This is a genomic window from Kitasatospora sp. NPDC059327 (assembly GCF_042752535.1).
Lineage (GTDB): Bacteria > Actinomycetota > Actinomycetes > Streptomycetales > Streptomycetaceae > Kitasatospora.
This window is the reverse complement of record NZ_JBHYYB010000125.1, coordinates 1-22,950: the sequence shown is the minus strand read 5'-3', so window position 1 is coordinate 22,950 and position 22,950 is coordinate 1. Positions and strand designations below refer to the sequence as shown.

Here is a 22,950-nt window from a genome sequence, read left to right as displayed (position 1 = left end):
TATCCCCGGCCCATTCCCCCATCGCCACAGAAACGAGTCTGGCCCCACCGCTCACGCGGTGGGGCCAGAACCCAACATCTTCATCAGCGTTCTAGGGGTCGTTGCAACGCGTGGTTTGTTGATCAAGCCGCGAGCAGTTTATGCAGGCGCTCGGCTGGGGTTTCCCAGCCGAGCGTTTTGCGTGGGCGGCCGTTGAGCTCGGCGGCGACGGCGGCCAGGTGTTCCGGGCCGTGGACGGCCAGGTCGGTTCCCTTGGGGAAGTACTGTCGCAGCAGTCCGTTGGTGTTCTCGTTCGAGCCGCGCTGCCAGGGGCTGGCCGGGTCGCAGAAGTAGACCGGGACGCCGGTGGCGACGGTGAACGAGCCGTGGGCGGCCATCTCGGCGCCCTGGTCCCAGGTCAGCGAGCGCACCAGGTGCGTGGGCAGGGTCTGGACGGTTTCCACCAGTGCGTCGCGGACCTGTTCGGCGGTGCGGCCGCGGGGCAGGTGCGGGAGCATCACGTAGCGGGTGGCGCGTTCGACCAGGGTCCCGATAGCGGAGGCGCCGTCCTTGCCGATGATCAGGTCGCCCTCCCAGTGGCCGGGCACCGCCCGGTCCTCCGCCTCGGCCGGGCGTTCACTGATCATGACCATCGGGGTGGCGAACCTGCGCTGGCGGCAGCCGGCCTGCCGGTTCGGCTTGCGCCGGGCTCTTCCGGTCCGCAGGGCAGCGGCCAGCTCGCGGCGCAACTCTCCGCGGCCCTGGACGTAGAGGGCCTGGTAGACCGTCTCGTGGACCACGTGCATCTCCGGCCGCTCGGGAAAGGTGTCCCGCGGAGCCTGACAGATCTGCTCCGGGCTCCACTTCCTGGCCGGCCGGTCCTGGATGAAGTCCCGCAACCGCGGGTTCCGGCCGATCTCGCCCGGCTTGGGGCGCGGCCTGCGGGCCTCGGCACGGGCGTGGGCGGCATGGGGCCGGTAGTGCCGCCGGCCGCGGGGATCCACCGTGCTGTTGCGGCGGATCTCCCGGCTGACCGTGGACGGGCTGCGGCCCAGCTCGGCCGCGATCATCCGCACGCTCGCCTTCTCCCGCAGGCGGTCGGCGATGTGGATGCGCTCGTCCTGGCCCAGATAGCGGCCCGGTGTCCCGGAACAGGCCGCCCGCTCGGGTCGAGCGGGCGGCCTGGACCTTGCGGGGTCCATCCGGCCGTTGCGCCATTCACGGCCGGTCCGCTCGTGGATACCCACGAGCTGGGACGCCTCTTTGCCGCTGAAGCCCTGGTCCACGAGCCGGAAGTATTCCGCCCGCTCGCGGACCAGCCGCTTCGGCCCCTGGGCCACCGTCCGGTTCCCACGAATCTCGAAGTCCATCGCACCCCTTGGGATGGGGTGTTGCAACGACCACTAGAACTCAGGCGTAATCTGGCGGGGCTTCTGGCTAAATCGAAGCTAGCTCGTTCGATCGATCAAGGCGTCGATCTGGCATATGAGTTCGAGCCAGTCCTTCACCGTGGTTGCGAGTTGTGGATCTTTGATCCGCGGCACGGCCCATTCCAGTTCCAGTCTGACGGACCTCATTGCCAACCATGCGTCCCGATCTAGCCCGAGGCCGGTCTCTTGCCAGTGTCCTCCGATGCGCAGTCGCTCGGCAAGTTTAGACGCCTCGAATCGCTCCGACGGAAGACACGTCAGGACACGCCGCCCAAAGTTGTCCGGACTGAGTTTCGGATGCTCAATGGTCCAGCCAAACTGATCAGCTGTCGTTACATAGACACCTAGCCAGTTGATCCCCATGAACGCCGGAATTCGCCCTGCTTCAATCGCACGATCACGAACTCGACGGCACGGTCGAAATCCTCCTGCGGGTGATTATCCGGATCAGCGAGCGCGTATATTGCGTCCGTCTTCAGCAAGTCATTGACTGCACCCCAGGCCTGAAGATGCATGCCTGCTGGCATGTGTGCGGCTATCCACGCGCGATAGTCCGCCGGACTATCGGCACGTAGCCTATTATACAGGTCTAGCGGTTCGGTCGTCACGGCCGCGGCTCTCCCCCAAGATTAAACGTTACGCTATCCGGAACATGCACGCCCGCATTCCTGAACGCGTCCACGCCATTCTGTAATGCCTGAGCAGCCTGATCTTCATAGGGAAGATAATGGCCCGTCCTGTTGTCGAGATGTATTACTTGCCCGTTCGATGCGCGAAAACCTCCAGTACCGACAACATCAGCCCCTCCTGTGAGCACCGTATGGTTGAAGCCCCCCTCAATGATTCTGAGTTTGCCAGCCGTATCGACCGACCAGATGTAATTCCCACTCCCGGCCATGACCGCGCCGAACTCAGAATAACCAGCTTCCAGCGGGGCGGCGCCGACCAGTTTCATCAAACTCATCTCGCCCTCAAGACGCTCCGGATAGCGATTGGAAGATAATGGACCACAATTGTGGACCAGAACCGGAGTCGATCCGGCCAGCACATAGTACGTGTGGGAGGCGGCCCCTTCCGGCCTGCGTTTTCGCAGGTGAGCGGGAATCTACCCGTGTGCGGAGGTGCGTGGAAGTGCGTTGTTGTGCGGGCTTGTTGCCGTCAGCGTTGCTGTCAGTGGTCTACACCACGACGGGCCGTCAGGTGCGACCGTCGGCGGTGGAGCGGTTTTGGCCGGTGTCCTGTCCGGTCTGGGGTCGGGCATGATCGGGGGGCCGTAAGCTTCTGCGGCTCGGTCAGGGCTTTTGGGCCTGACCGCAGTGTGGCCGAGTGGCCCCCCCGGTCTTGCTCGACGCGGGTCCCTGGCCGGGGAGGTGGGTAAAACGGCGGAGCGGCCGGCCCCAGGCACCTGCTGCCCCGTTCGGGCGGTCGCGCCGGGACCGGGCGCCAGCCCGCACCCCCGCCGACGGCCCCCCGGGGCGGGGCAGCGGCGCGCGCAACGCGCGCGCCCAAGCCCTTGAACAGCGGAATGCGGCAGTCACTTCGGCATGGCTACGGGACACGCGGGCTACACCGTGACGGTGGCGACGGCGGTGTCGTCGTGGGCCTTGCCGCGGGGCCAGCGTTTGCCGTCGGCGTCGGCGAGTTCGGCAGTGCGGACTGCGCGGATGAGGGCGGCCGGGCCCTGGTCGTGGATGAGCTTGAGGGCCTCGGGCCAGTCGGCGAGGCGGAAGCGGTCGACCAGGCGGGAGGCGCCGTCGCTGACCATGGTGAAGCCGGTGACCTCGGTGCGCGGGACGGTGCCGGTGAGTGCGGCGTGGGCGGTGGTGGGGTCGGCGGCGGCGACCCAGAAGCCGTCGGGCTGGTTGCGGTGGGCGCGCATGGCCTCGACGTAGCGGCGGAGGGCGTCGCCGTGTTCGGCAGTGCCGGTGGGGACGGCGTCCATGGAGCCGCGGAGGGTTGCGCCGACCAGGGCCTCGCGGTCGTCGGTGATGGCGACGGGTCCGGTGGCGGGGTCGGCGTGTTCGACGATCAGGGTGGAGTCGGCGAGGACCAGGTATTCGAGGTCCTGGTCGGTGAGGCGGACCGCGATGACGGTGGCCGACGGGGTGCCGGGGTGGGTGAGGTCGCACTCGGCGTGCAGTGCGGCGGTGGTGGTGATGGCGTCCGCGAGGCAGTCGGTCAGGGCGCGGTCGGGCTGGTTGGTCACGCCGGCGAGCAGGTTGACGCCGAGCCGGGTGACGAACCACGCCACGCCGTGGGAGCAGCCGCAGTCGGATCCGGGCGGGGTGCCGGCGCCGTCGAGCAGGACGACGGCGCTCGGGCTGGCCGCGACGAAGTCCTCGTTGGGGCGGTCCTGGCGGGCGGGTTCGGTGGCGATCTCCAGATGCACCCGGTCAGTCTGCCTCGTGCCGGTAGAACGGCGACAGTAGGCGGACGCGCACGGGCTCGTTGTCCTGGGGGTTGTAGTCGACGTTCAGCAGGACGGAGAACCGGCCGGTGCCGGCCTGCTGGTAGAGGTCGGCGAGGTCGTTGACGATCAGGTGGACGACGCCGAGCGTGCCCTGCGGGTGGATCCCGGTGAGGACCATGACCAGGCCCTGGCCGTCGGGCCGCGGGAGTCGGCCGAGGTACGCCACATCGGAGTTGAGGGCGGGTTCGGAGTCCATGCCGGAGCGGTAGGCGACGCCGGCCTCGCGGTCGCGCAGGGTCCACGGTCCGTCGGGGGCGCGTTCGAAGCAGATCGACGGGTCCTGGGCGAGCACCCCGGCGACGTGGCTGGAGAGCCGGGGGCCGCAGATGACGATCATGTCCTCGCGGTTGAGGTCGATCTCGCCTCCGATCGGCACGTGCTCGAAGCTCGGTTCGAGCTTGTAGGAGCGGGCGAGGTCGCCGAGCCGTTGGGCGGCTGCGAAGTCCTCGGCGGCCAGGACCGGCCTGGCATTGCCGGCCTCCTGCTTGAGCGGCGTCGCGATGATCAGTCGCGCGTTTCCCAGGAACGCCCCTTCGGGCGCGGGTGCCGAGTGCTTGAGCTGGTGGATCCGCCCCCGGGTGAGTCCGGCCTCGGCGGCGATCTGGGCGTAGGACATGCCCTGTTCGTGCAGCTCGGAGATCACCCGCTGACGCAGCCGCGACAGCTCGGTGACCTCCTGCTGCGCCTCGGCAAGCCGCACGGTGGCTGCACGTAGCAGCTCGAACGGGTTCTTGATGGCGGCGATCCGCTGCGTTTCTCCCGCCATGTCCCCTCCGGTGTCTGCCCCAGTCAACGCAGAGTCTAGGGGGATAGACAGGATCAGCAAACGCAGGTGTCGGCCGGTTCGCTGTGTGTCGTGGGGCATCGCGGGGTCTCCTGGCGGCAGCTTTGGCCGTCGTTGTATAGGGGGCTATACGCCCTGTGGAACGGGCGAATCGTTGGTGGTACTGGCTTGTTCTTCTGCGGTGGATGTTAGCTGCGCCCACACGGAGCGGTAGTCATCGCCGTCGTTGTGCGCGCCCCACGAGTCGGCCAGGGCGTCGACCAGGGTGAGACCGCGGCCGAAATCGGCGGCCTCGTCGGGGGCCCGGAGGCCGGGAACTCCACCCTGACCTCCCTCGTCGGCGACGTCGATCAAGACCGTGCCGGACGAGCGCCGGATCTCCACCCACACCGAGCCGCCCGGGCGGCCGGACCTGCTGTGGAGAACGGAGTTGGTCACGAGCTCGGAGACGATCAGTTCGGCGTCCGCGACCCGGGGGTGTCCATCGAGGGCCTCGCGGACCAGGTTGCGGGCCGCACCTGCGGACTCGGGGACTCCGGGGAAGCGAGCGATCCATGGCATGGGGGTGCCCCTCTGCTTCTCTGTGGCGCGATCAGTCGGATACTTTGCGTGAAGCTCGGATTCGAGCTTGAAAGCTCGGGTCCGAGCTTGTCAAGCTGATGTGAGAAAACGTGAGATAGGGGCGCTCGTGCGAGAGTTGGGACGACCGGCGTATCTGCGACTGGCGGATGCCTTGCGCGCCGAGATCGTTTCGGGCGAACGGGCGCCGGGCTCGCGGATGCCGAGCATCGCGGACCTGTGCCGTGACCACGGGGTCTCGGAGCAACCGGTCAGGCAGGCCCTCCGGGTACTGACCGCTGAGGGGTTGGTCGAGGGGCGCCCGGGCTCGGGGACCTATGTGCGCGTCCGGCCGGTACCGGCGCGGATGGCACGCGGGCGCTACCACGCGGCCGGCAGCCCGTTCGCCGCAGAGAGCCGCGCCCGCGGGGTCGAGCCGTCGTGGTCGTGCGACTCCCAGAAGACGTACGCGACCGCCGCTCTGGCTCTCCGGCTCGGCATCCCGGAGGGCGATCCGGTGATGCAGAGCCAGTACGTCTTCCGCGCCGACGGCGAACCGACCCAACTGTCGATCAGCTGGGAGCCGATGGCGGTCACCGGAGGGACGGCCGTCGTATTGCCCGAGAACGGTCCGCTGGCCGGCTCCGGCGTGGTGGCGCGGATGTCCGCCATCGACATCGCGGTCACGCGGGTGACCGAGGACGTGTCCGCCAGGCCGGTCCTTGAGATCGAGGCGGAGCCGCTCGGCATCCCGCTGGGCTCGACCGTGCTCGCAATAGAACGCACCCACTGGGCGGGCGAGTTGGCGGTCGAGACGGCGGACATCGTGCTTGCTGCCGACCGATTCCGACTCTCGTACGAGATCGACATCCCGCCCGTTCAGGCCTGATCCGGGACGACAGGGCCGAGTGGACCTGACGGCCAGTCAAGATCTTTGTATATCCCCCTAGACAGTCGAGCGGACGACGCTCTACCTTGTTGCCTACCCCCCTAGACGGCAATCTCGGGGCGGTCGGCCTCCGACTGTCCAGGGGGGTAGACAGGAGAGATCCTGATGGCCATCCGTGGTGCGATCCCCGTCCGTTTCGAGGACGTCTTCCCCGCCGGCGCGTTCGCCGTCTCGGTCGAGCCGGTCGCCGACTTCGAGGCGAGCAAGAGCGGCACGAAGGTGCAGGCGCGCGACAAGTCGACCGGGCACCCGCTCTGGGTCGTCTCGGTGGTCGACCCGGACCCGGAGGCGCGCGACACCTCCGCCCGCGTCAAGGTCGTGGCCCCGGTCCTTCCGGTGCTGCCGGACGCGGCTCCGGGCCTGCCCTTCCGGCCGGTCGAGTTCGACGGCCTGACCGTGACGGCCTACGTCAACAACAGCGGCCGGGTCGCCTACTCGTTCAAGGCCACCGGCGTCAGGGCGCCCGCCCCGGCCCGCTCCTCCGCGAAGTCCGCGGCCTGACCCCGGCTTCGCCCGTCCTGGCGCGCGGCTGCACGTCGACTCGCGCGCCGGACGGCGCCACCCACCCCCCTCACGGTGTGAACTGAGGTGAAACACAGACATGTTCAAGTTGAGCAGCACCCTCAAGTCCGTGCTCCTGGCCCTGCTGGCCGCCTTGATCGGCTACTCGTGGGTCGTGGTCCACCTCGGCCCGACCGCCGGGTTGGTGGTGATCGCGGTCCTCGTCGCCGGTCCGGTCGGCCGGCTGGTGTACCGGGCGAAGTCCTTGCGCTCGCGGATCCGGCGCGGCTGGCCGGAGTTGAGCTACTCCCTGGGGCTGTGGCAGCAGGCACCGCTGCCCCGCTTCGACGCCCCGTACGAGTACGTGTGGCCGCGCATCGCACGGATGCGCAAGCACCCCGGTGGCCTGGACGTCCTGATCGGGTTGCTGCCGGGCCAGGTCCCCGAACAGGTAGCCCAGCACGCGCACGGGATCGCGCACGCCTGGCGCGTCCACCGGGTGGAAGTGACCAGCCTCCGTCGCGGGGCCGTGGTCCTGCGGGCGTGGACCTTCGACCCGCTCGCCAAGCCGTTCACGGCTTCCGGCCGCATTCCCAAGCCGGTGCGGCGAACGCTCCGCAGTCGGGTCAGGGGGTGGTTCGGTCGGATCCGGGCGCTGGCCGGGAGGTGCCGGTTTCGCCTTCGCCGCGTGGCGGTCGGAACGCGGAAGGCCGCCGCGTCCGCCTGGGCGGCTTCGGCACCTGGGCTTCCGGACACTGGTGGCAGCCCTGAGGCTGGTCCGCCGAGCACGGCGGCACCTGGCGGACGTGGCGGCGGAGGTGGAGCTGCGACCGAACCGCTCGGCCAAGTCCCGTGGCGGTCGGTGAGGATCGGCGCTCAGGAGGACGGCGATCCCTGGCACTTGCGATTGCACGGCACCCATGTCCTGGTCGCCGGGGTCACCGGCTCCGGAAAGGGATCCGTCCTGTGGGGCGTGGTCCGGGAACTGCTGCCCGGAGCGTCCGCCGGCCTGGTGGAGATCTGGGCGCTGGACCCGAAGCGCATGGAACTATCCTTCGGTGCAAGCCTGTTCACCAGGTACGCCAGCGACCCCGAGGTCATGGTCGAGCTGCTCGAAGCGGCCGTCGACCGGATGCAGGAACGCGCCCTGGCCTTCGCCGGCCGCCTCCGGGCCCATGTCCCCAGCGCGGCTTCGCCGTTCGTCGTCGTCATGGTCGACGAACTCGCCTTCCTCACCGCCTACCAACCCGACCGGGACCTCCGGCGCCGTGCCGAGGCGGCGATCGCCACCCTGACCAGCCAGGGCCGCTCGGTCGGCTTCTGCCTCGTCGGGGCTCTCCAGGACCCCCGCAAGGAAGTCATGAACCTCCGCAACCTGTTCCCCGACCGGATCGCCCTGCGCATGGACGAAGCCGCGCAGGTGGACATGGTCCTCGGCAGCGGCGCCCGCGACCGGGGCGCGTACGCGGACCTGATCTCGCCCGACCCCACGACCGGCGCGGGCGTCGGCTACGTCCGCAACGAGGGCAGCCCGACCCCGGTCCGCGTGCGGGCGGCCTACGTCTCCGACGCCGAGATCGAGGCCCTGGTCGCCCGGTACGACAACCAGTCCGTCTATGGGGTGTCTAGCCCCCTGGACAGCAACGTGGACACGTCCTCGGAAGGAGTTGCACAGCCGTGATCGTCACCGGCTCGCTCGTCCTGTTCCTCGGCGCCCTGATCGCCGTCCTCCTCCGGCACCAGGCCCTGAAGGCCACGCACCTGATCCTCTGCGGCGTCTTCGGCTTCCTCCTCGCCGAGACCGGCGCCGCCTCCCTGATCAAGCACCTGCTCGCCTGGCTCACCAAGACCCTCGCCACCATCCACCCCTGACCGGAGGTACCGCCATGTCCAACCGTCGCCTGCCCACCGCCGCCAACTACCCCGTCCCCACGCCGGCGAACGGCCAGGACCCGCGCTTCACCCGCGGCCTGCTCTTCGACATCGCCCGCCGGATCGAGGACGCCGGCTTCCCGCCCATCACCACCGGCCACGACCTGGTCCGCCTGATGGAGACCCTCTACGTCTTCTGCTACTCGGAAGACCGCTGATGACCGGAACCACCCGCACGGAACGGGCCCGGATGCCCCTGGCCCGTTCCGTGCTCCGCCAGGTCGCCGAGGAACACGGCGTCTGCGTCCGGCCGGTGGCCCTGCGCCGCACCGACACCGCCACCGGCCACACCGAGCTCGTCGACATCCCGTGCGGCGCCACCCGCGCGAGCCTGTGCCCCAGCTGCGCCGAACGCAAGCGCCGCCTGCGCGCCGCCCAGTGCCGCGAGGGCTGGCACCTCACCGAGGAGCCCGTCCTCGAACCCGATGCCGCCACCGCCGCGCAGCGGTACCTCAGCGAACTGCGGGCCGACCTGACCAAGGCCCACACCGCGGCCACCGGGGCGGAGGCCGACGAACTCGCCTCGCTGCTGGTCGAGATCGACACCGAACTCGCCGAGACCGGTGTCCGCGGCTCCCTCGCCCCCGCCCCGGCCGCCCGCCGGGTCCGCTCCACCCGACGCCGGCAGGACAGCAGCGACCTGCCCCGCCGCCCGGTCGAGAACCGCACCCTCGGCAAGGCGTACACCACCCCTGACGGCCGGACCTTCCGCCCCTCGCTGTTCCTGACCCTCACCCTGCCCTCGTACGGACGCGTCCGCGCCGACGGCACCCCCGTCGACCCGACCACCTACGACTACCGCCGGGCCGCACGCGACGCCCTCCACTTCCCCAAGCTCATCGACCGGTTCGTCCAGAACCTCCGCCGCTTCGTCGGCCACGACGTCCAGTACTTCGCCGTCGTCGAACCCCAACGCCGCCTCGCCCCGCACCTGCACCTCGCCCTGCGGGGCACCGTCTCCCGCGCCGAACTGCGCCAGGTCGTCGCCGCCACCTACCACCAGGTCTGGTGGCCGCCCGCCGACCACCCGGTCCACGCTCCCGACGCGCCGCCGCACTGGTCACCCGAACACGGCGCCTTCCTCGATCCGACCACCCGAGAGCCGCTGCCCACCTGGGACGACGCCCTCGACCAACTCGACGACGAACCCGAAGCCCAGCCCGCGCACGTGCTCCGCTTCGGCCCCCAGCTCGACGCCCAAGGCGTCCTCGTCGGCTCACCGCAGGCCGCCCGCTGCGTCCGCTACCTGACCAAGTACCTCACCAAGTCCGTCGCCGAGTGCCACACCCCGACCGGCACCACGGAGAGCGACCACGTCGACCGCCTTACCGCCGAACTCCGCCACGAACCCTGCTCACCCACCTGCGCCAACTGGCTTCTCCACGGCATCCAGCCCAAGAACGCCCACCCCGCCCTCCGCCCCGGCGCCTGCCGCTCCCGCGCCCACAAACGCGAACACCTCGGCTACGGCGGCCGGCGGGTCCTCGTCTCCCGCAAATGGTCCGGCAAGACCCTCACCGACCACCGCACCGAACGCCGGGCCTGGGTCCTGGAAGTCCTCGGTGACACCGCCGGCCGGGTTGACCCCAATCGCTACGTCTGGGAGCCGGTGCGACCTGGCGACCCCGACATGTCGCCCCTCGCCACCCGGCTGCTGCGCGCCGTCGCCGAACGCGTCCGCTGGCGCACCGCCCTCGACCAGGCCCTCGAACGAGCAGGAGGCGAGCCGTGTCCGACGACGACCTGATGACCGTTCCCGAGGTCATGGCCCGGCTGCGGCTCGGCCGCTCGGCGGTCTACGACCTGATCCGCACCAACCGGCTGCGCTCGATCACCATCGGCCGCTCCCGCCGCATCCCGTACGGCTCGTACCGCTCGTTCGTGGCCTCCCGACTGGAGGAAGCCGCCTGATGGCAGCCCAGAAGAAGAACCGCGCCAACGGCGAAGGAACCGTCTTCCAACGCAAGGACGGACGCTGGGAAGCCGCCGCCTACGTGCTGGCCGCCAGTGGCAACCGACAGCGCCTCCACGTCTACGGGAAGACCCGCCAGCAGGCGATGGACAAGCTCACCGACGCCAAGGCCGCCAGCAACCGCGGCACCCCGGTCGTCCACGCGCAAGGCACCGTCGGCAACTGGATCACCTACTGGCTTGAGACCGTCGCGGTGCACCGCGTGCGCGAAACCACCCACACCCGCTACGCCGCCGTCGCCCGCCTGTACATCATCCCCGGCCTCGGTACCAAGAAGCTCTCCAAACTCACCGCCCGGGACATCCGCACCTGGCTCGACGGCCTACGCACCCGCTGCCAGTGCTGCGCCCGCCGCACCGACCACCAGCGAACACGGACCAAGCAGCGCTGCTGTGCCGTGGGTGACTGCTGCCGGCGGGTGTTGAGTGCGCTCACCCTCACCTACATCCACACCGTGATCAAGACCGCCCTGGAACACGCCGTCCAGGAAGAGGAGATCCCCCGCAACGTCGCCCGCAACGTCAGGCTCGGCACACCCCGGCCGCGACGGTTCGAACCCCTGACCGCAGAAGAGGCCCGCCAACTGCTCGACACCACCCGCGACCACCCACTCCACCCTGTGGTGCACCTCGCCCTCCACACCGGGTTGCGGCGGGGCGAACTGCTGGGGCTCACCTGGGAGGACGTCGACCTCAACGCCGGCACGGCCGTGATCCGACGCTCACTCCAACGCACCAGCGACAACGGGCTCGTGCTGTTCCCCACCAAGACCAAAGCCTCCGAGCGCCGCATCGCCCTGCCCGCCGCCTGCGTCCAGGCCCTGCACGCGCACCGGGTCGGCCAGCAGGCCGAGCAGGAGGCGGCAGGACTGCGTTGGAACCCTCGCGGTTACGTCTTCACCGCGCCCAGCACCATGCTCCCGGTCGAACCCAGCACCCTCAACCGACGCTTCGCCACACTGCTCCACCAAGCCGGCCTCCGCCGGATCCGCTTCCACGACCTCCGACACACCACCGCCACCCTCCTCCTGGACCAGGGCGTCGAACTCGTGGTCATCAAGGAGCTGTTGGGTCACGCCCACATCGGCGTCACCGCGACCGTCTACACCCACGTCAGACTCCGCCTCCAGCGCGACGCCATCGACCTCCTCAGCCGCACTCTCAGCAAGTCCTCCGAGACCTCCACCAACCCCGACGACAGCGACGACCCGCCGCTTTGCGCAGCACCAGTCCACTGACGTTGCCGTCAACGACTGCCGTCAGACGCCTCGGAGGGCCCAGCGGAAACTAGTCCGCTGAGCCCTCCGAGGTAATTGCGAAAGCCGTATAGATAAGGCGGAAGCCATCCCTATGTTCAGCTTTCGCACATCGAGACTACTTGCGATGATCGAGCATTTTAACAGTAAACCCCAGGCCGGGGCCCACGTATCCAAAGTTGCTGTCAATGATGACTGGGAATAGCTGCGCCAGAGCTGAAATTACCTCTACCGCATCCTCTTTATTTCGATAGTCCAGACTGAAAATCACCACCGGGCCACTAGGAACAAGATGCCCGGGCCATTCTTCGAAGATGTCTTCGAGGTGCGACATGACGTCCGCGACGATATACACCCGAGATGCATCGAATCGGACCGTGATGACCTTGTCGTTAAGTGCTACGTCACCGCAATTAGCCAAGGCCGCAGCCAGCGACTCCAAGGTCACGGACGCGTCAGGGAAGACCAGGGCGATTGTCTCCATTAGCCTCTACCCGGACCAATCCACTCCAGCAGATCATCCATATTTCGAAACACTGGCACTCCAAGCTCGGTAATTCTCGCCGCCGGCCCCGGGCGCAGATTCGGCCCGTAGACGGCTAGGCGCTGACCATCCTTCAGGCTGGGAAGCAGTCGTTCTTCCACTTGTCCGACCTTGCCCGCGCCCTTCCCGCAAGTGATCTCGCAGACGAAGTCGTCGTCATAGACATCGTGATCAGTGAGTTCCGATCCATCTGGGCGATGGACCTTTAGTCCCTGCCTGACGTTCCGGTTGGGGAAAGCATCCTGGATGGCCTTTTGAATGTCGTGCTCTGCCGTCGCCGGATCGCAGTTGTGTACGAGGATCGGTACAGTTCCCGCGAGCACATAGTACGTGTGGGAGGCGGCCCCTTCCGGCCTGCGTTTTCGCAGGTGAGCGGGAATCTACCCGTGTGCGGAGGTGCGTGGAAGTGCGTTGTTGTGCGGGCTTGTTGCCGTCAGCGTTGCTGTCAGTGGTCTACACCACGACGGGCCGTCAGGTGCGACCGTCGGCGGTGGAGCGGTTTTGGCCGGTGTCCTGTCCGGTCTGGGGTCGGGCATGATCGGGGGGCCGTAAGCTTCTGCGGCTCGGTCAGGGCTTTTGGGCCTGACCGCAGTGTGGCCGAGTGGCCCCCCCGGTCTTGCTCGACGCGGGTCCCTGGCCGGGGAGGTGGGTAAAACCGCGGAGCCGCCGGCCCCAGCCACCTGCTGCCCCGTTCGGGCGGTCGCGCCGGGACCGGGCGCCAGCCCGCACGCCCGGCGTCGGCCGCCCGGGGCGGGGCAGCGGCGCGCGCAAGGCGCGCGCCCTTGACCTTCTAGAGCGGACTTCGGCAGTGACTTCGGCATGGCTTCGGGGCTCGCGGGCTACAGCGTGACGGTGGCGACGGCGGTGTCGTCGTGGGCCTTGCCGCGGGGCCAGCGTTTGCCGTCGGCGTCGGCGAGTTCGGCAGTGCGGACTGCGCGGATGAGGGCGGCCGGGCCCTGGTCGTGGATGAGCTTGAGGGCCTCGGGCCAGTCGGCGAGGCGGAAGCGGTCGACCAGGCGGGAGGCGCCGTCGCTGACCATGGTGAAGCCGGTGACCTCGGTGCGCGGGACGGTGCCGGTGAGTGCGGCGTGGGCGGTGGTGGGGTCGGCGGCGGCGACCCAGAAGCCGTCGGGCTGGTTGCGGTGGGCGCGCATGGCCTCGACGTAGCGGCGGAGGGCGTCGCCGTGTTCGGCAGTGCCGGTGGGGACGGCGTCCATGGAGCCGCGGAGGGTTGCGCCGACCAGGGCCTCGCGGTCGTCGGTGATGGCGACGGGTCCGGTGGCGGGGTCGGCGTGTTCGACGATCAGGGTGGAGTCGGCGAGGACCAGGTATTCGAGGTCCTGGTCGGTGAGGCGGACCGCGATGACGGTGGCCGACGGGGTGCCGGGGTGGGTGAGGTCGCACTCGGCGTGCAGTGCGGCGGTGGTGGTGATGGCGTCCGCGAGGCAGTCGGTCAGGGCGCGGTCGGGCTGGTTGGTCACGCCGGCGAGCAGGTTGACGCCGAGCCGGGTGACGAACCACGCCACGCCGTGGGAGCAGCCGCAGTCGGATCCGGGCGGGGTGCCGGCGCCGTCGAGCAGGACGACGGCGCTCGGGCTGGCCGCGACGAAGTCCTCGTTGGGGCGGTCCTGGCGGGCGGGTTCGGTGGCGATCTCCAGATGCACCCGGTCAGTCTGCCTCGTGCCGGTAGAACGGCGACAGTAGGCGGACGCGCACGGGCTCGTTGTCCTGGGGGTTGTAGTCGACGTTCAGCAGGACGGAGAACCGGCCGGTGCCGGCCTGCTGGTAGAGGTCGGCGAGGTCGTTGACGATCAGGTGGACGACGCCGAGCGTGCCCTGCGGGTGGATCCCGGTGAGGACCATGACCAGGCCCTGGCCGTCGGGCCGCGGGAGTCGGCCGAGGTACGCCACATCGGAGTTGAGGGCGGGTTCGGAGTCCATGCCGGAGCGGTAGGCGACGCCGGCCTCGCGGTCGCGCAGGGTCCACGGTCCGTCGGGGGCGCGTTCGAAGCAGATCGACGGGTCCTGGGCGAGCACCCCGGCGACGTGGCTGGAGAGCCGGGGGCCGCAGATGACGATCATGTCCTCGCGGTTGAGGTCGATCTCGCCTCCGATCGGCACGTGCTCGAAGCTCGGTTCGAGCTTGTAGGAGCGGGCGAGGTCGCCGAGCCGTTGGGCGGCTGCGAAGTCCTCGGCGGCCAGGACCGGCCTGGCATTGCCGGCCTCCTGCTTGAGCGGCGTCGCGATGATCAGTCGCGCGTTTCCCAGGAACGCCCCTTCGGGCGCGGGTGCCGAGTGCTTGAGCTGGTGGATCCGCCCCCGGGTGAGTCCGGCCTCGGCGGCGATCTGGGCGTAGGACATGCCCTGTTCGTGCAGCTCGGAGATCACCCGCTGACGCAGCCGCGACAGCTCGGTGACCTCCTGCTGCGCCTCGGCAAGCCGCACGGTGGCTGCACGTAGCAGCTCGAACGGGTTCTTGATGGCGGCGATCCGCTGCGTTTCTCCCGCCATGTCCCCTCCGGTGTCTGCCCCAGTCAACGCAGAGTCTAGGGGGATAGACAGGATCAGCAAACGCAGGTGTCGGCCGGTTCGCTGTGTGTCGTGGGGCATCGCGGGGTCTCCTGGCGGCAGCTTTGGCCGTCGTTGTATAGGGGGCTATACGCCCTGTGGAACGGGCGAATCGTTGGTGGTACTGGCTTGTTCTTCTGCGGTGGATGTTAGCTGCGCCCACACGGAGCGGTAGTCATCGCCGTCGTTGTGCGCGCCCCACGAGTCGGCCAGGGCGTCGACCAGGGTGAGACCGCGGCCGAAATCGGCGGCCTCGTCGGGGGCCCGGAGGCCGGGAACTCCACCCTGACCTCCCTCGTCGGCGACGTCGATCAAGACCGTGCCGGACGAGCGCCGGATCTCCACCCACACCGAGCCGCCCGGGCGGCCGGACCTGCTGTGGAGAACGGAGTTGGTCACGAGCTCGGAGACGATCAGTTCGGCGTCCGCGACCCGGGGGTGTCCATCGAGGGCCTCGCGGACCAGGTTGCGGGCCGCACCTGCGGACTCGGGGACTCCGGGGAAGCGAGCGATCCATGGCATGGGGGTGCCCCTCTGCTTCTCTGTGGCGCGATCAGTCGGATACTTTGCGTGAAGCTCGGATTCGAGCTTGAAAGCTCGGGTCCGAGCTTGTCAAGCTGATGTGAGAAAACGTGAGATAGGGGCGCTCGTGCGAGAGTTGGGACGACCGGCGTATCTGCGACTGGCGGATGCCTTGCGCGCCGAGATCGTTTCGGGCGAACGGGCGCCGGGCTCGCGGATGCCGAGCATCGCGGACCTGTGCCGTGACCACGGGGTCTCGGAGCAACCGGTCAGGCAGGCCCTCCGGGTACTGACCGCTGAGGGGTTGGTCGAGGGGCGCCCGGGCTCGGGGACCTATGTGCGCGTCCGGCCGGTACCGGCGCGGATGGCACGCGGGCGCTACCACGCGGCCGGCAGCCCGTTCGCCGCAGAGAGCCGCGCCCGCGGGGTCGAGCCGTCGTGGTCGTGCGACTCCCAGAAGACGTACGCGACCGCCGCTCTGGCTCTCCGGCTCGGCATCCCGGAGGGCGATCCGGTGATGCAGAGCCAGTACGTCTTCCGCGCCGACGGCGAACCGACCCAACTGTCGATCAGCTGGGAGCCGATGGCGGTCACCGGAGGGACGGCCGTCGTATTGCCCGAGAACGGTCCGCTGGCCGGCTCCGGCGTGGTGGCGCGGATGTCCGCCATCGACATCGCGGTCACGCGGGTGACCGAGGACGTGTCCGCCAGGCCGGTCCTTGAGATCGAGGCGGAGCCGCTCGGCATCCCGCTGGGCTCGACCGTGCTCGCAATAGAACGCACCCACTGGGCGGGCGAGTTGGCGGTCGAGACGGCGGACATCGTGCTTGCTGCCGACCGATTCCGACTCTCGTACGAGATCGACATCCCGCCCGTTCAGGCCTGATCCGGGACGACAGGGCCGAGTGGACCTGACGGCCAGTCAAGATCTTTGTATATCCCCCTAGACAGTCGAGCGGACGACGCTCTACCTTGTTGCCTACCCCCCTAGACGGCAATCTCGGGGCGGTCGGCCTCCGACTGTCCAGGGGGGTAGACAGGAGAGATCCTGATGGCCATCCGTGGTGCGATCCCCGTCCGTTTCGAGGACGTCTTCCCCGCCGGCGCGTTCGCCGTCTCGGTCGAGCCGGTCGCCGACTTCGAGGCGAGCAAGAGCGGCACGAAGGTGCAGGCGCGCGACAAGTCGACCGGGCACCCGCTCTGGGTCGTCTCGGTGGTCGACCCGGACCCGGAGGCGCGCGACACCTCCGCCCGCGTCAAGGTCGTGGCCCCGGTCCTTCCGGTGCTGCCGGACGCGGCTCCGGGCCTGCCCTTCCGGCCGGTCGAGTTCGACGGCCTGACCGTGACGGCCTACGTCAACAACAGCGGCCGGGTCGCCTACTCGTTCAAGGCCACCGGCGTCAGGGCGCCCGCCCCGGCCCGCTCCTCCGCGAAGTCCGCGGCCTGACCCCGGCTTCGCCCGTCCTGGCGCGCGGCTGCACGTCGACTCGCGCGCCGGACGGCGCCACCCACCCCCCTCACGGTGTGAACTGAGGTGAAACACAGACATGTTCAAGTTGAGCAGCACCCTCAAGTCCGTGCTCCTGGCCCTGCTGGCCGCCTTGATCGGCTACTCGTGGGTCGTGGTCCACCTCGGCCCGACCGCCGGGTTGGTGGTGATCGCGGTCCTCGTCGCCGGTCCGGTCGGCCGGCTGGTGTACCGGGCGAAGTCCTTGCGCTCGCGGATCCGGCGCGGCTGGCCGGAGTTGAGCTACTCCCTGGGGCTGTGGCAGCAGGCACCGCTGCCCCGCTTCGACGCCCCGTACGAGTACGTGTGGCCGCGCATCGCACGGATGCGCAAGCACCCCGGTGGCCTGGACGTCCTGATCGGGTTGCTGCCGGGCCAGGTCCCCGAACAGGTAGCCCAGCACGCGCACGGGATCGCGCACGCCTGGCGCGTCCACCGGGTGGAAGTGACCAGCCTCCGTCGCGGGGCCGTGGTCCTGCGGGCGTGGACCTTCGACCCGCTCGCCAAGCCGTTCACGGCTTCCGGCCGCATTCCCAAGCCGGTGCGGCGAACGCTCCGCAGTCGGGTCAGGGGGTGGTTCGGTCGGATCCGGGCGCTGGCCGGGAGGTGCCGGTTTCGCCTTCGCCGCGTGGCGGTCGGAACGCGGAAGGCCGCCGCGTCCGCCTGGGCGGCTTCGGCACCTGGGCTTCCGGACACTGGTGGCAGCCCTGAGGCTGGTCCGCCGAGCACGGCGGCACCTGGCGGACGTGGCGGCGGAGGTGGAGCTGCGACCGAACCGCTCGGCCAAGTCCCGTGGCGGTCGGTGAGGATCGGCGCTCAGGAGGACGGCGATCCCTGGCACTTGCGATTGCACGGCACCCATGTCCTGGTCGCCGGGGTCACCGGCTCCGGAAAGGGATCCGTCCTGTGGGGCGTGGTCCGGGAACTGCTGCCCGGAGCGTCCGCCGGCCTGGTGGAGATCTGGGCGCTGGACCCGAAGCGCATGGAACTATCCTTCGGTGCAAGCCTGTTCACCAGGTACGCCAGCGACCCCGAGGTCATGGTCGAGCTGCTCGAAGCGGCCGTCGACCGGATGCAGGAACGCGCCCTGGCCTTCGCCGGCCGCCTCCGGGCCCATGTCCCCAGCGCGGCTTCGCCGTTCGTCGTCGTCATGGTCGACGAACTCGCCTTCCTCACCGCCTACCAACCCGACCGGGACCTCCGGCGCCGTGCCGAGGCGGCGATCGCCACCCTGACCAGCCAGGGCCGCTCGGTCGGCTTCTGCCTCGTCGGGGCTCTCCAGGACCCCCGCAAGGAAGTCATGAACCTCCGCAACCTGTTCCCCGACCGGATCGCCCTGCGCATGGACGAAGCCGCGCAGGTGGACATGGTCCTCGGCAGCGGCGCCCGCGACCGGGGCGCGTACGCGGACCTGATCTCGCCCGACCCCACGACCGGCGCGGGCGTCGGCTACGTCCGCAACGAGGGCAGCCCGACCCCGGTCCGCGTGCGGGCGGCCTACGTCTCCGACGCCGAGATCGAGGCCCTGGTCGCCCGGTACGACAACCAGTCCGTCTATGGGGTGTCTAGCCCCCTGGACAGCAACGTGGACACGTCCTCGGAAGGAGTTGCACAGCCGTGATCGTCACCGGCTCGCTCGTCCTGTTCCTCGGCGCCCTGATCGCCGTCCTCCTCCGGCACCAGGCCCTGAAGGCCACGCACCTGATCCTCTGCGGCGTCTTCGGCTTCCTCCTCGCCGAGACCGGCGCCGCCTCCCTGATCAAGCACCTGCTCGCCTGGCTCACCAAGACCCTCGCCACCATCCACCCCTGACCGGAGGTACCGCCATGTCCAACCGTCGCCTGCCCACCGCCGCCAACTACCCCGTCCCCACGCCGGCGAACGGCCAGGACCCGCGCTTCACCCGCGGCCTGCTCTTCGACATCGCCCGCCGGATCGAGGACGCCGGCTTCCCGCCCATCACCACCGGCCACGACCTGGTCCGCCTGATGGAGACCCTCTACGTCTTCTGCTACTCGGAAGACCGCTGATGACCGGAACCACCCGCACGGAACGGGCCCGGATGCCCCTGGCCCGTTCCGTGCTCCGCCAGGTCGCCGAGGAACACGGCGTCTGCGTCCGGCCGGTGGCCCTGCGCCGCACCGACACCGCCACCGGCCACACCGAGCTCGTCGACATCCCGTGCGGCGCCACCCGCGCGAGCCTGTGCCCCAGCTGCGCCGAACGCAAGCGCCGCCTGCGCGCCGCCCAGTGCCGCGAGGGCTGGCACCTCACCGAGGAGCCCGTCCTCGAACCCGATGCCGCCACCGCCGCGCAGCGGTACCTCAGCGAACTGCGGGCCGACCTGACCAAGGCCCACACCGCGGCCACCGGGGCGGAGGCCGACGAACTCGCCTCGCTGCTGGTCGAGATCGACACCGAACTCGCCGAGACCGGTGTCCGCGGCTCCCTCGCCCCCGCCCCGGCCGCCCGCCGGGTCCGCTCCACCCGACGCCGGCAGGACAGCAGCGACCTGCCCCGCCGCCCGGTCGAGAACCGCACCCTCGGCAAGGCGTACACCACCCCTGACGGCCGGACCTTCCGCCCCTCGCTGTTCCTGACCCTCACCCTGCCCTCGTACGGACGCGTCCGCGCCGACGGCACCCCCGTCGACCCGACCACCTACGACTACCGCCGGGCCGCACGCGACGCCCTCCACTTCCCCAAGCTCATCGACCGGTTCGTCCAGAACCTCCGCCGCTTCGTCGGCCACGACGTCCAGTACTTCGCCGTCGTCGAACCCCAACGCCGCCTCGCCCCGCACCTGCACCTCGCCCTGCGGGGCACCGTCTCCCGCGCCGAACTGCGCCAGGTCGTCGCCGCCACCTACCACCAGGTCTGGTGGCCGCCCGCCGACCACCCGGTCCACGCTCCCGACGCGCCGCCGCACTGGTCACCCGAACACGGCGCCTTCCTCGATCCGACCACCCGAGAGCCGCTGCCCACCTGGGACGACGCCCTCGACCAACTCGACGACGAACCCGAAGCCCAGCCCGCGCACGTGCTCCGCTTCGGCCCCCAGCTCGACGCCCAAGGCGTCCTCGTCGGCTCACCGCAGGCCGCCCGCTGCGTCCGCTACCTGACCAAGTACCTCACCAAGTCCGTCGCCGAGTGCCACACCCCGACCGGCACCACGGAGAGCGACCACGTCGACCGCCTTACCGCCGAACTCCGCCACGAACCCTGCTCACCCACCTGCGCCAACTGGCTTCTCCACGGCATCCAGCCCAAGAACGCCCACCCCGCCCTCCGCCCCGGCGCCTGCCGCTCCCGCGCCCACAAACGCGAACACCTCGGCTACGGCGGCCGGCGGGTCCTCGTCTCCCGCAAATGGTCCGGCAAGACCCTCACCGACCACCGCACCGAACGCCGGGCCTGGGTCCTGGAAGTCCTCGGTGACACCGCCGGCCGGGTTGACCCCAATCGCTACGTCTGGGAGCCGGTGCGACCTGGCGACCCCGACATGTCGCCCCTCGCCACCCGGCTGCTGCGCGCCGTCGCCGAACGCGTCCGCTGGCGCACCGCCCTCGACCAGGCCCTCGAACGAGCAGGAGGCGAGCCGTGTCCGACGACGACCTGATGACCGTTCCCGAGGTCATGGCCCGGCTGCGGCTCGGCCGCTCGGCGGTCTACGACCTGATCCGCACCAACCGGCTGCGCTCGATCACCATCGGCCGCTCCCGCCGCATCCCGTACGGCTCGTACCGCTCGTTCGTGGCCTCCCGACTGGAGGAAGCCGCCTGATGGCAGCCCAGAAGAAGAACCGCGCCAACGGCGAAGGAACCGTCTTCCAACGCAAGGACGGACGCTGGGAAGCCGCCGCCTACGTGCTGGCCGCCAGTGGCAACCGACAGCGCCTCCACGTCTACGGGAAGACCCGCCAGCAGGCGATGGACAAGCTCACCGACGCCAAGGCCGCCAGCAACCGCGGCACCCCGGTCGTCCACGCGCAAGGCACCGTCGGCAACTGGATCACCTACTGGCTTGAGACCGTCGCGGTGCACCGCGTGCGCGAAACCACCCACACCCGCTACGCCGCCGTCGCCCGCCTGTACATCATCCCCGGCCTCGGTACCAAGAAGCTCTCCAAACTCACCGCCCGGGACATCCGCACCTGGCTCGACGGCCTACGCACCCGCTGCCAGTGCTGCGCCCGCCGCACCGACCACCAGCGAACACGGACCAAGCAGCGCTGCTGTGCCGTGGGTGACTGCTGCCGGCGGGTGTTGAGTGCGCTCACCCTCACCTACATCCACACCGTGATCAAGACCGCCCTGGAACACGCCGTCCAGGAAGAGGAGATCCCCCGCAACGTCGCCCGCAACGTCAGGCTCGGCACACCCCGGCCGCGACGGTTCGAACCCCTGACCGCAGAAGAGGCCCGCCAACTGCTCGACACCACCCGCGACCACCCACTCCACCCTGTGGTGCACCTCGCCCTCCACACCGGGTTGCGGCGGGGCGAACTGCTGGGGCTCACCTGGGAGGACGTCGACCTCAACGCCGGCACGGCCGTGATCCGACGCTCACTCCAACGCACCAGCGACAACGGGCTCGTGCTGTTCCCCACCAAGACCAAAGCCTCCGAGCGCCGCATCGCCCTGCCCGCCGCCTGCGTCCAGGCCCTGCACGCGCACCGGGTCGGCCAGCAGGCCGAGCAGGAGGCGGCAGGACTGCGTTGGAACCCTCGCGGTTACGTCTTCACCGCGCCCAGCACCATGCTCCCGGTCGAACCCAGCACCCTCAACCGACGCTTCGCCACACTGCTCCACCAAGCCGGCCTCCGCCGGATCCGCTTCCACGACCTCCGACACACCACCGCCACCCTCCTCCTGGACCAGGGCGTCGAACTCGTGGTCATCAAGGAGCTGTTGGGTCACGCCCACATCGGCGTCACCGCGACCGTCTACACCCACGTCAGACTCCGCCTCCAGCGCGACGCCATCGACCTCCTCAGCCGCACTCTCAGCAAGTCCTCCGAGACCTCCACCAACCCCGACGACAGCGACGACCCGCCGCTTTGCGCAGCACCAGTCCACTGACGTTGCCGTCAACGACTGCCGTCAGACGCCTCGGAGGGCCCAGCGGAAACTAGTCCGCTGAGCCCTCCGAGGTAATTGCGAAAGCCGTATAGATAAGGCGGAAGCCATCCCTATGTTCAGCTTTCGCACATCGAGACTACTTGCGATGATCGAGCATTTTAACAGTAAACCCCAGGCCGGGGCCCACGTATCCAAAGTTGCTGTCAATGATGACTGGGAATAGCTGCGCCAGAGCTGAAATTACCTCTACCGCATCCTCTTTATTTCGATAGTCCAGACTGAAAATCACCACCGGGCCACTAGGAACAAGATGCCCGGGCCATTCTTCGAAGATGTCTTCGAGGTGCGACATGACGTCCGCGACGATATACACCCGAGATGCATCGAATCGGACCGTGATGACCTTGTCGTTAAGTGCTACGTCACCGCAATTAGCCAAGGCCGCAGCCAGCGACTCCAAGGTCACGGACGCGTCAGGGAAGACCAGGGCGATTGTCTCCATTAGCCTCTACCCGGACCAATCCACTCCAGCAGATCATCCATATTTCGAAACACTGGCACTCCAAGCTCGGTAATTCTCGCCGCCGGCCCCGGGCGCAGATTCGGCCCGTAGACGGCTAGGCGCTGACCATCCTTCAGGCTGGGAAGCAGTCGTTCTTCCACTTGTCCGACCTTGCCCGCGCCCTTCCCGCAAGTGATCTCGCAGACGAAGTCGTCGTCATAGACATCGTGATCAGTGAGTTCCGATCCATCTGGGCGATGGACCTTTAGTCCCTGCCTGACGTTCCGGTTGGGGAAAGCATCCTGGATGGCCTTTTGAATGTCGTGCTCTGCCGTCGCCGGATCGCAGTTGTGTACGAGGATCGGTACAGTTCCCGCGAGCACATAGTACGTGTGG

Annotated in this window: 28 protein-coding genes and 2 pseudogenes; 18 read left to right on the top strand and 12 right to left on the bottom strand. The window is 69.2% G+C overall.

From position 1 onward, the window contains the following. Positions 1–122: 122 nt before the first annotated feature. The 6 genes from ACFXHB_RS39790 to ACFXHB_RS39765 form a co-directional block, all read right to left on the bottom strand. A complete protein-coding gene (locus tag ACFXHB_RS39790; RefSeq protein WP_380581173.1) occupies positions 123–1,349 on the bottom strand; it encodes an IS30 family transposase in 1,227 nt (408 codons plus the stop codon). A gap of 404 nt (positions 1,350–1,753) precedes the next feature. Next, positions 1,754–2,017, bottom strand: a complete 264-nt coding sequence (locus tag ACFXHB_RS39785) for a hypothetical protein (protein ID WP_380581171.1) — start codon at positions 2,015–2,017, stop codon at positions 1,754–1,756. Next, complete coding sequence (locus ACFXHB_RS39780) at positions 2,014–2,457, bottom strand: hypothetical protein (RefSeq protein ID WP_380581169.1); 444 nt, start codon at positions 2,455–2,457, stop codon at positions 2,014–2,016. The genes ACFXHB_RS39785 and ACFXHB_RS39780 overlap by 4 nt, the downstream gene beginning before the upstream one ends. Before the next feature lie 516 nt (positions 2,458–2,973). After that, entirely contained in the window at positions 2,974–3,798 is an 825-nt protein-coding gene (locus ACFXHB_RS39775) for a protein phosphatase 2C domain-containing protein (RefSeq protein ID WP_380581167.1), read from the bottom strand. Positions 3,799–3,802: 4 nt separating this feature from the next. Further along, positions 3,803–4,645 (bottom strand): sigma factor-like helix-turn-helix DNA-binding protein, encoded by an 843-nt coding sequence (locus ACFXHB_RS39770; RefSeq protein WP_380581163.1) that lies wholly within the window; start codon positions 4,643–4,645, stop codon positions 3,803–3,805. Between the two features lie 144 nt (positions 4,646–4,789). Continuing rightward, a complete protein-coding gene (locus ACFXHB_RS39765; RefSeq protein WP_380581161.1) occupies positions 4,790–5,224 on the bottom strand; it encodes an ATP-binding protein in 435 nt (144 codons plus the stop codon). 100 nt (positions 5,225–5,324) lie between these two features. On the opposite strand from ACFXHB_RS39765, the pseudogene ACFXHB_RS39760 reads away from it, so the two are divergent. The 9 genes and pseudogenes from ACFXHB_RS39760 to ACFXHB_RS39720 all read left to right on the top strand — a co-directional run. Continuing rightward, positions 5,325–5,552: pseudogene (locus tag ACFXHB_RS39760) on the top strand (winged helix-turn-helix domain-containing protein); the annotation flags it as partial. A gap of 36 nt (positions 5,553–5,588) precedes the next feature. Next, a complete protein-coding gene (locus tag ACFXHB_RS39755) occupies positions 5,589–6,110 on the top strand; it encodes a UTRA domain-containing protein (protein ID WP_380581176.1) in 522 nt (173 codons plus the stop codon). 165 nt (positions 6,111–6,275) lie between these two features. Next, positions 6,276–6,671 carry a plasmid replication, integration and excision activator gene (locus ACFXHB_RS39750; protein WP_380581159.1) on the top strand — a complete coding sequence of 132 codons (396 nt, stop codon included), beginning with the start codon at positions 6,276–6,278 and terminating at the stop codon, positions 6,669–6,671. A 100-nt stretch (positions 6,672–6,771) separates the two neighbouring features. Beyond that, entirely contained in the window at positions 6,772–8,352 is a 1,581-nt protein-coding gene (locus tag ACFXHB_RS39745; protein ID WP_380581157.1) for an FtsK/SpoIIIE domain-containing protein, read from the top strand. Further along, entirely contained in the window at positions 8,349–8,543 is a 195-nt protein-coding gene (locus ACFXHB_RS39740; protein ID WP_360018461.1) for a hypothetical protein, read from the top strand. Before ACFXHB_RS39745 ends, ACFXHB_RS39740 begins: the two co-directional genes overlap by 4 nt. 14 nt (positions 8,544–8,557) lie before the next feature. Further along, positions 8,558–8,761: a hypothetical protein gene (locus ACFXHB_RS39735; protein WP_380581155.1), complete on the top strand. Its 204-nt coding sequence runs from the start codon at positions 8,558–8,560 to the stop codon at positions 8,759–8,761. Further along, a complete protein-coding gene (locus tag ACFXHB_RS39730) occupies positions 8,761–10,350 on the top strand; it encodes a replication initiator (protein ID WP_380581153.1) in 1,590 nt (529 codons plus the stop codon). The genes ACFXHB_RS39735 and ACFXHB_RS39730 overlap by 1 nt, the downstream gene beginning before the upstream one ends. Further along, positions 10,350–10,514, top strand: coding sequence for a helix-turn-helix domain-containing protein (locus ACFXHB_RS39725; RefSeq protein ID WP_030397625.1), 165 nt, complete (start codon positions 10,350–10,352; stop codon positions 10,512–10,514). Before ACFXHB_RS39730 ends, ACFXHB_RS39725 begins: the two co-directional genes overlap by 1 nt. Further along, positions 10,514–11,812, top strand: a complete 1,299-nt coding sequence (locus ACFXHB_RS39720) for a tyrosine-type recombinase/integrase (RefSeq protein ID WP_380581151.1) — start codon at positions 10,514–10,516, stop codon at positions 11,810–11,812. Before ACFXHB_RS39725 ends, ACFXHB_RS39720 begins: the two co-directional genes overlap by 1 nt. A 136-nt stretch (positions 11,813–11,948) precedes the next feature. Here the strand turns inward: ACFXHB_RS39720 and ACFXHB_RS39715 are convergent, their stop codons facing one another. From ACFXHB_RS39715 to ACFXHB_RS39700, 4 genes are all read right to left on the bottom strand, one after another. Beyond that, entirely contained in the window at positions 11,949–12,314 is a 366-nt protein-coding gene (locus tag ACFXHB_RS39715; protein WP_380581149.1) for a hypothetical protein, read from the bottom strand. Positions 12,315–13,213: 899 nt separating this feature from the next. Continuing rightward, the gene (locus ACFXHB_RS39710; protein ID WP_380581165.1) at positions 13,214–14,038 is read right to left on the bottom strand and encodes a protein phosphatase 2C domain-containing protein; all 825 of its coding nucleotides are present in this window, start codon (positions 14,036–14,038) and stop codon (positions 13,214–13,216) included. A gap of 4 nt (positions 14,039–14,042) precedes the next feature. Beyond that, on the bottom strand, positions 14,043–14,885 hold the full coding sequence (locus tag ACFXHB_RS39705) for a sigma factor-like helix-turn-helix DNA-binding protein (RefSeq protein ID WP_380581163.1): 843 nt from the start codon (positions 14,883–14,885) through the stop codon (positions 14,043–14,045). A 144-nt stretch (positions 14,886–15,029) separates the two neighbouring features. Beyond that, positions 15,030–15,464, bottom strand: coding sequence for an ATP-binding protein (locus ACFXHB_RS39700; RefSeq protein ID WP_380581161.1), 435 nt, complete (start codon positions 15,462–15,464; stop codon positions 15,030–15,032). A gap of 100 nt (positions 15,465–15,564) precedes the next feature. Between ACFXHB_RS39700 and ACFXHB_RS39695 the strand changes: the two are divergent. The 9 genes and pseudogenes from ACFXHB_RS39695 to ACFXHB_RS39655 form a co-directional block, all read left to right on the top strand. Beyond that, positions 15,565–15,792 (top strand): annotated as a pseudogene (locus ACFXHB_RS39695) (winged helix-turn-helix domain-containing protein); the annotation flags it as partial. Positions 15,793–15,828: 36 nt separating this feature from the next. Then, the gene (locus tag ACFXHB_RS39690; protein WP_380581176.1) at positions 15,829–16,350 is read left to right on the top strand and encodes a UTRA domain-containing protein; all 522 of its coding nucleotides are present in this window, start codon (positions 15,829–15,831) and stop codon (positions 16,348–16,350) included. Between the two features lie 165 nt (positions 16,351–16,515). Beyond that, the gene (locus ACFXHB_RS39685) at positions 16,516–16,911 is read left to right on the top strand and encodes a plasmid replication, integration and excision activator (RefSeq protein WP_380581159.1); all 396 of its coding nucleotides are present in this window, start codon (positions 16,516–16,518) and stop codon (positions 16,909–16,911) included. Positions 16,912–17,011: 100 nt separating this feature from the next. Further along, the gene (locus ACFXHB_RS39680; RefSeq protein WP_380581157.1) at positions 17,012–18,592 is read left to right on the top strand and encodes an FtsK/SpoIIIE domain-containing protein; all 1,581 of its coding nucleotides are present in this window, start codon (positions 17,012–17,014) and stop codon (positions 18,590–18,592) included. Continuing rightward, positions 18,589–18,783, top strand: coding sequence for a hypothetical protein (locus ACFXHB_RS39675; protein ID WP_360018461.1), 195 nt, complete (start codon positions 18,589–18,591; stop codon positions 18,781–18,783). The genes ACFXHB_RS39680 and ACFXHB_RS39675 overlap by 4 nt, the downstream gene beginning before the upstream one ends. A gap of 14 nt (positions 18,784–18,797) precedes the next feature. Further along, the gene (locus tag ACFXHB_RS39670) at positions 18,798–19,001 is read left to right on the top strand and encodes a hypothetical protein (protein WP_380581155.1); all 204 of its coding nucleotides are present in this window, start codon (positions 18,798–18,800) and stop codon (positions 18,999–19,001) included. Next, positions 19,001–20,590 carry a replication initiator gene (locus tag ACFXHB_RS39665; protein WP_380581153.1) on the top strand — a complete coding sequence of 530 codons (1,590 nt, stop codon included), beginning with the start codon at positions 19,001–19,003 and terminating at the stop codon, positions 20,588–20,590. Before ACFXHB_RS39670 ends, ACFXHB_RS39665 begins: the two co-directional genes overlap by 1 nt. Continuing rightward, positions 20,590–20,754: a helix-turn-helix domain-containing protein gene (locus tag ACFXHB_RS39660; protein WP_030397625.1), complete on the top strand. Its 165-nt coding sequence runs from the start codon at positions 20,590–20,592 to the stop codon at positions 20,752–20,754. The genes ACFXHB_RS39665 and ACFXHB_RS39660 overlap by 1 nt, the downstream gene beginning before the upstream one ends. Further along, the gene (locus ACFXHB_RS39655; RefSeq protein ID WP_380581151.1) at positions 20,754–22,052 is read left to right on the top strand and encodes a tyrosine-type recombinase/integrase; all 1,299 of its coding nucleotides are present in this window, start codon (positions 20,754–20,756) and stop codon (positions 22,050–22,052) included. The genes ACFXHB_RS39660 and ACFXHB_RS39655 overlap by 1 nt, the downstream gene beginning before the upstream one ends. A 136-nt stretch (positions 22,053–22,188) precedes the next feature. Here the strand turns inward: ACFXHB_RS39655 and ACFXHB_RS39650 are convergent, their stop codons facing one another. Both ACFXHB_RS39650 and ACFXHB_RS39645 read right to left on the bottom strand, forming a co-directional pair. Further along, the gene (locus tag ACFXHB_RS39650) at positions 22,189–22,554 is read right to left on the bottom strand and encodes a hypothetical protein (protein WP_380581149.1); all 366 of its coding nucleotides are present in this window, start codon (positions 22,552–22,554) and stop codon (positions 22,189–22,191) included. Continuing rightward, positions 22,554–22,950, bottom strand: a 397-nt coding sequence (locus ACFXHB_RS39645; RefSeq protein WP_380581147.1) for a hypothetical protein, incomplete at its 5' end; no start/stop codon positions are given. The genes ACFXHB_RS39645 and ACFXHB_RS39650, both read right to left, overlap by 1 nt.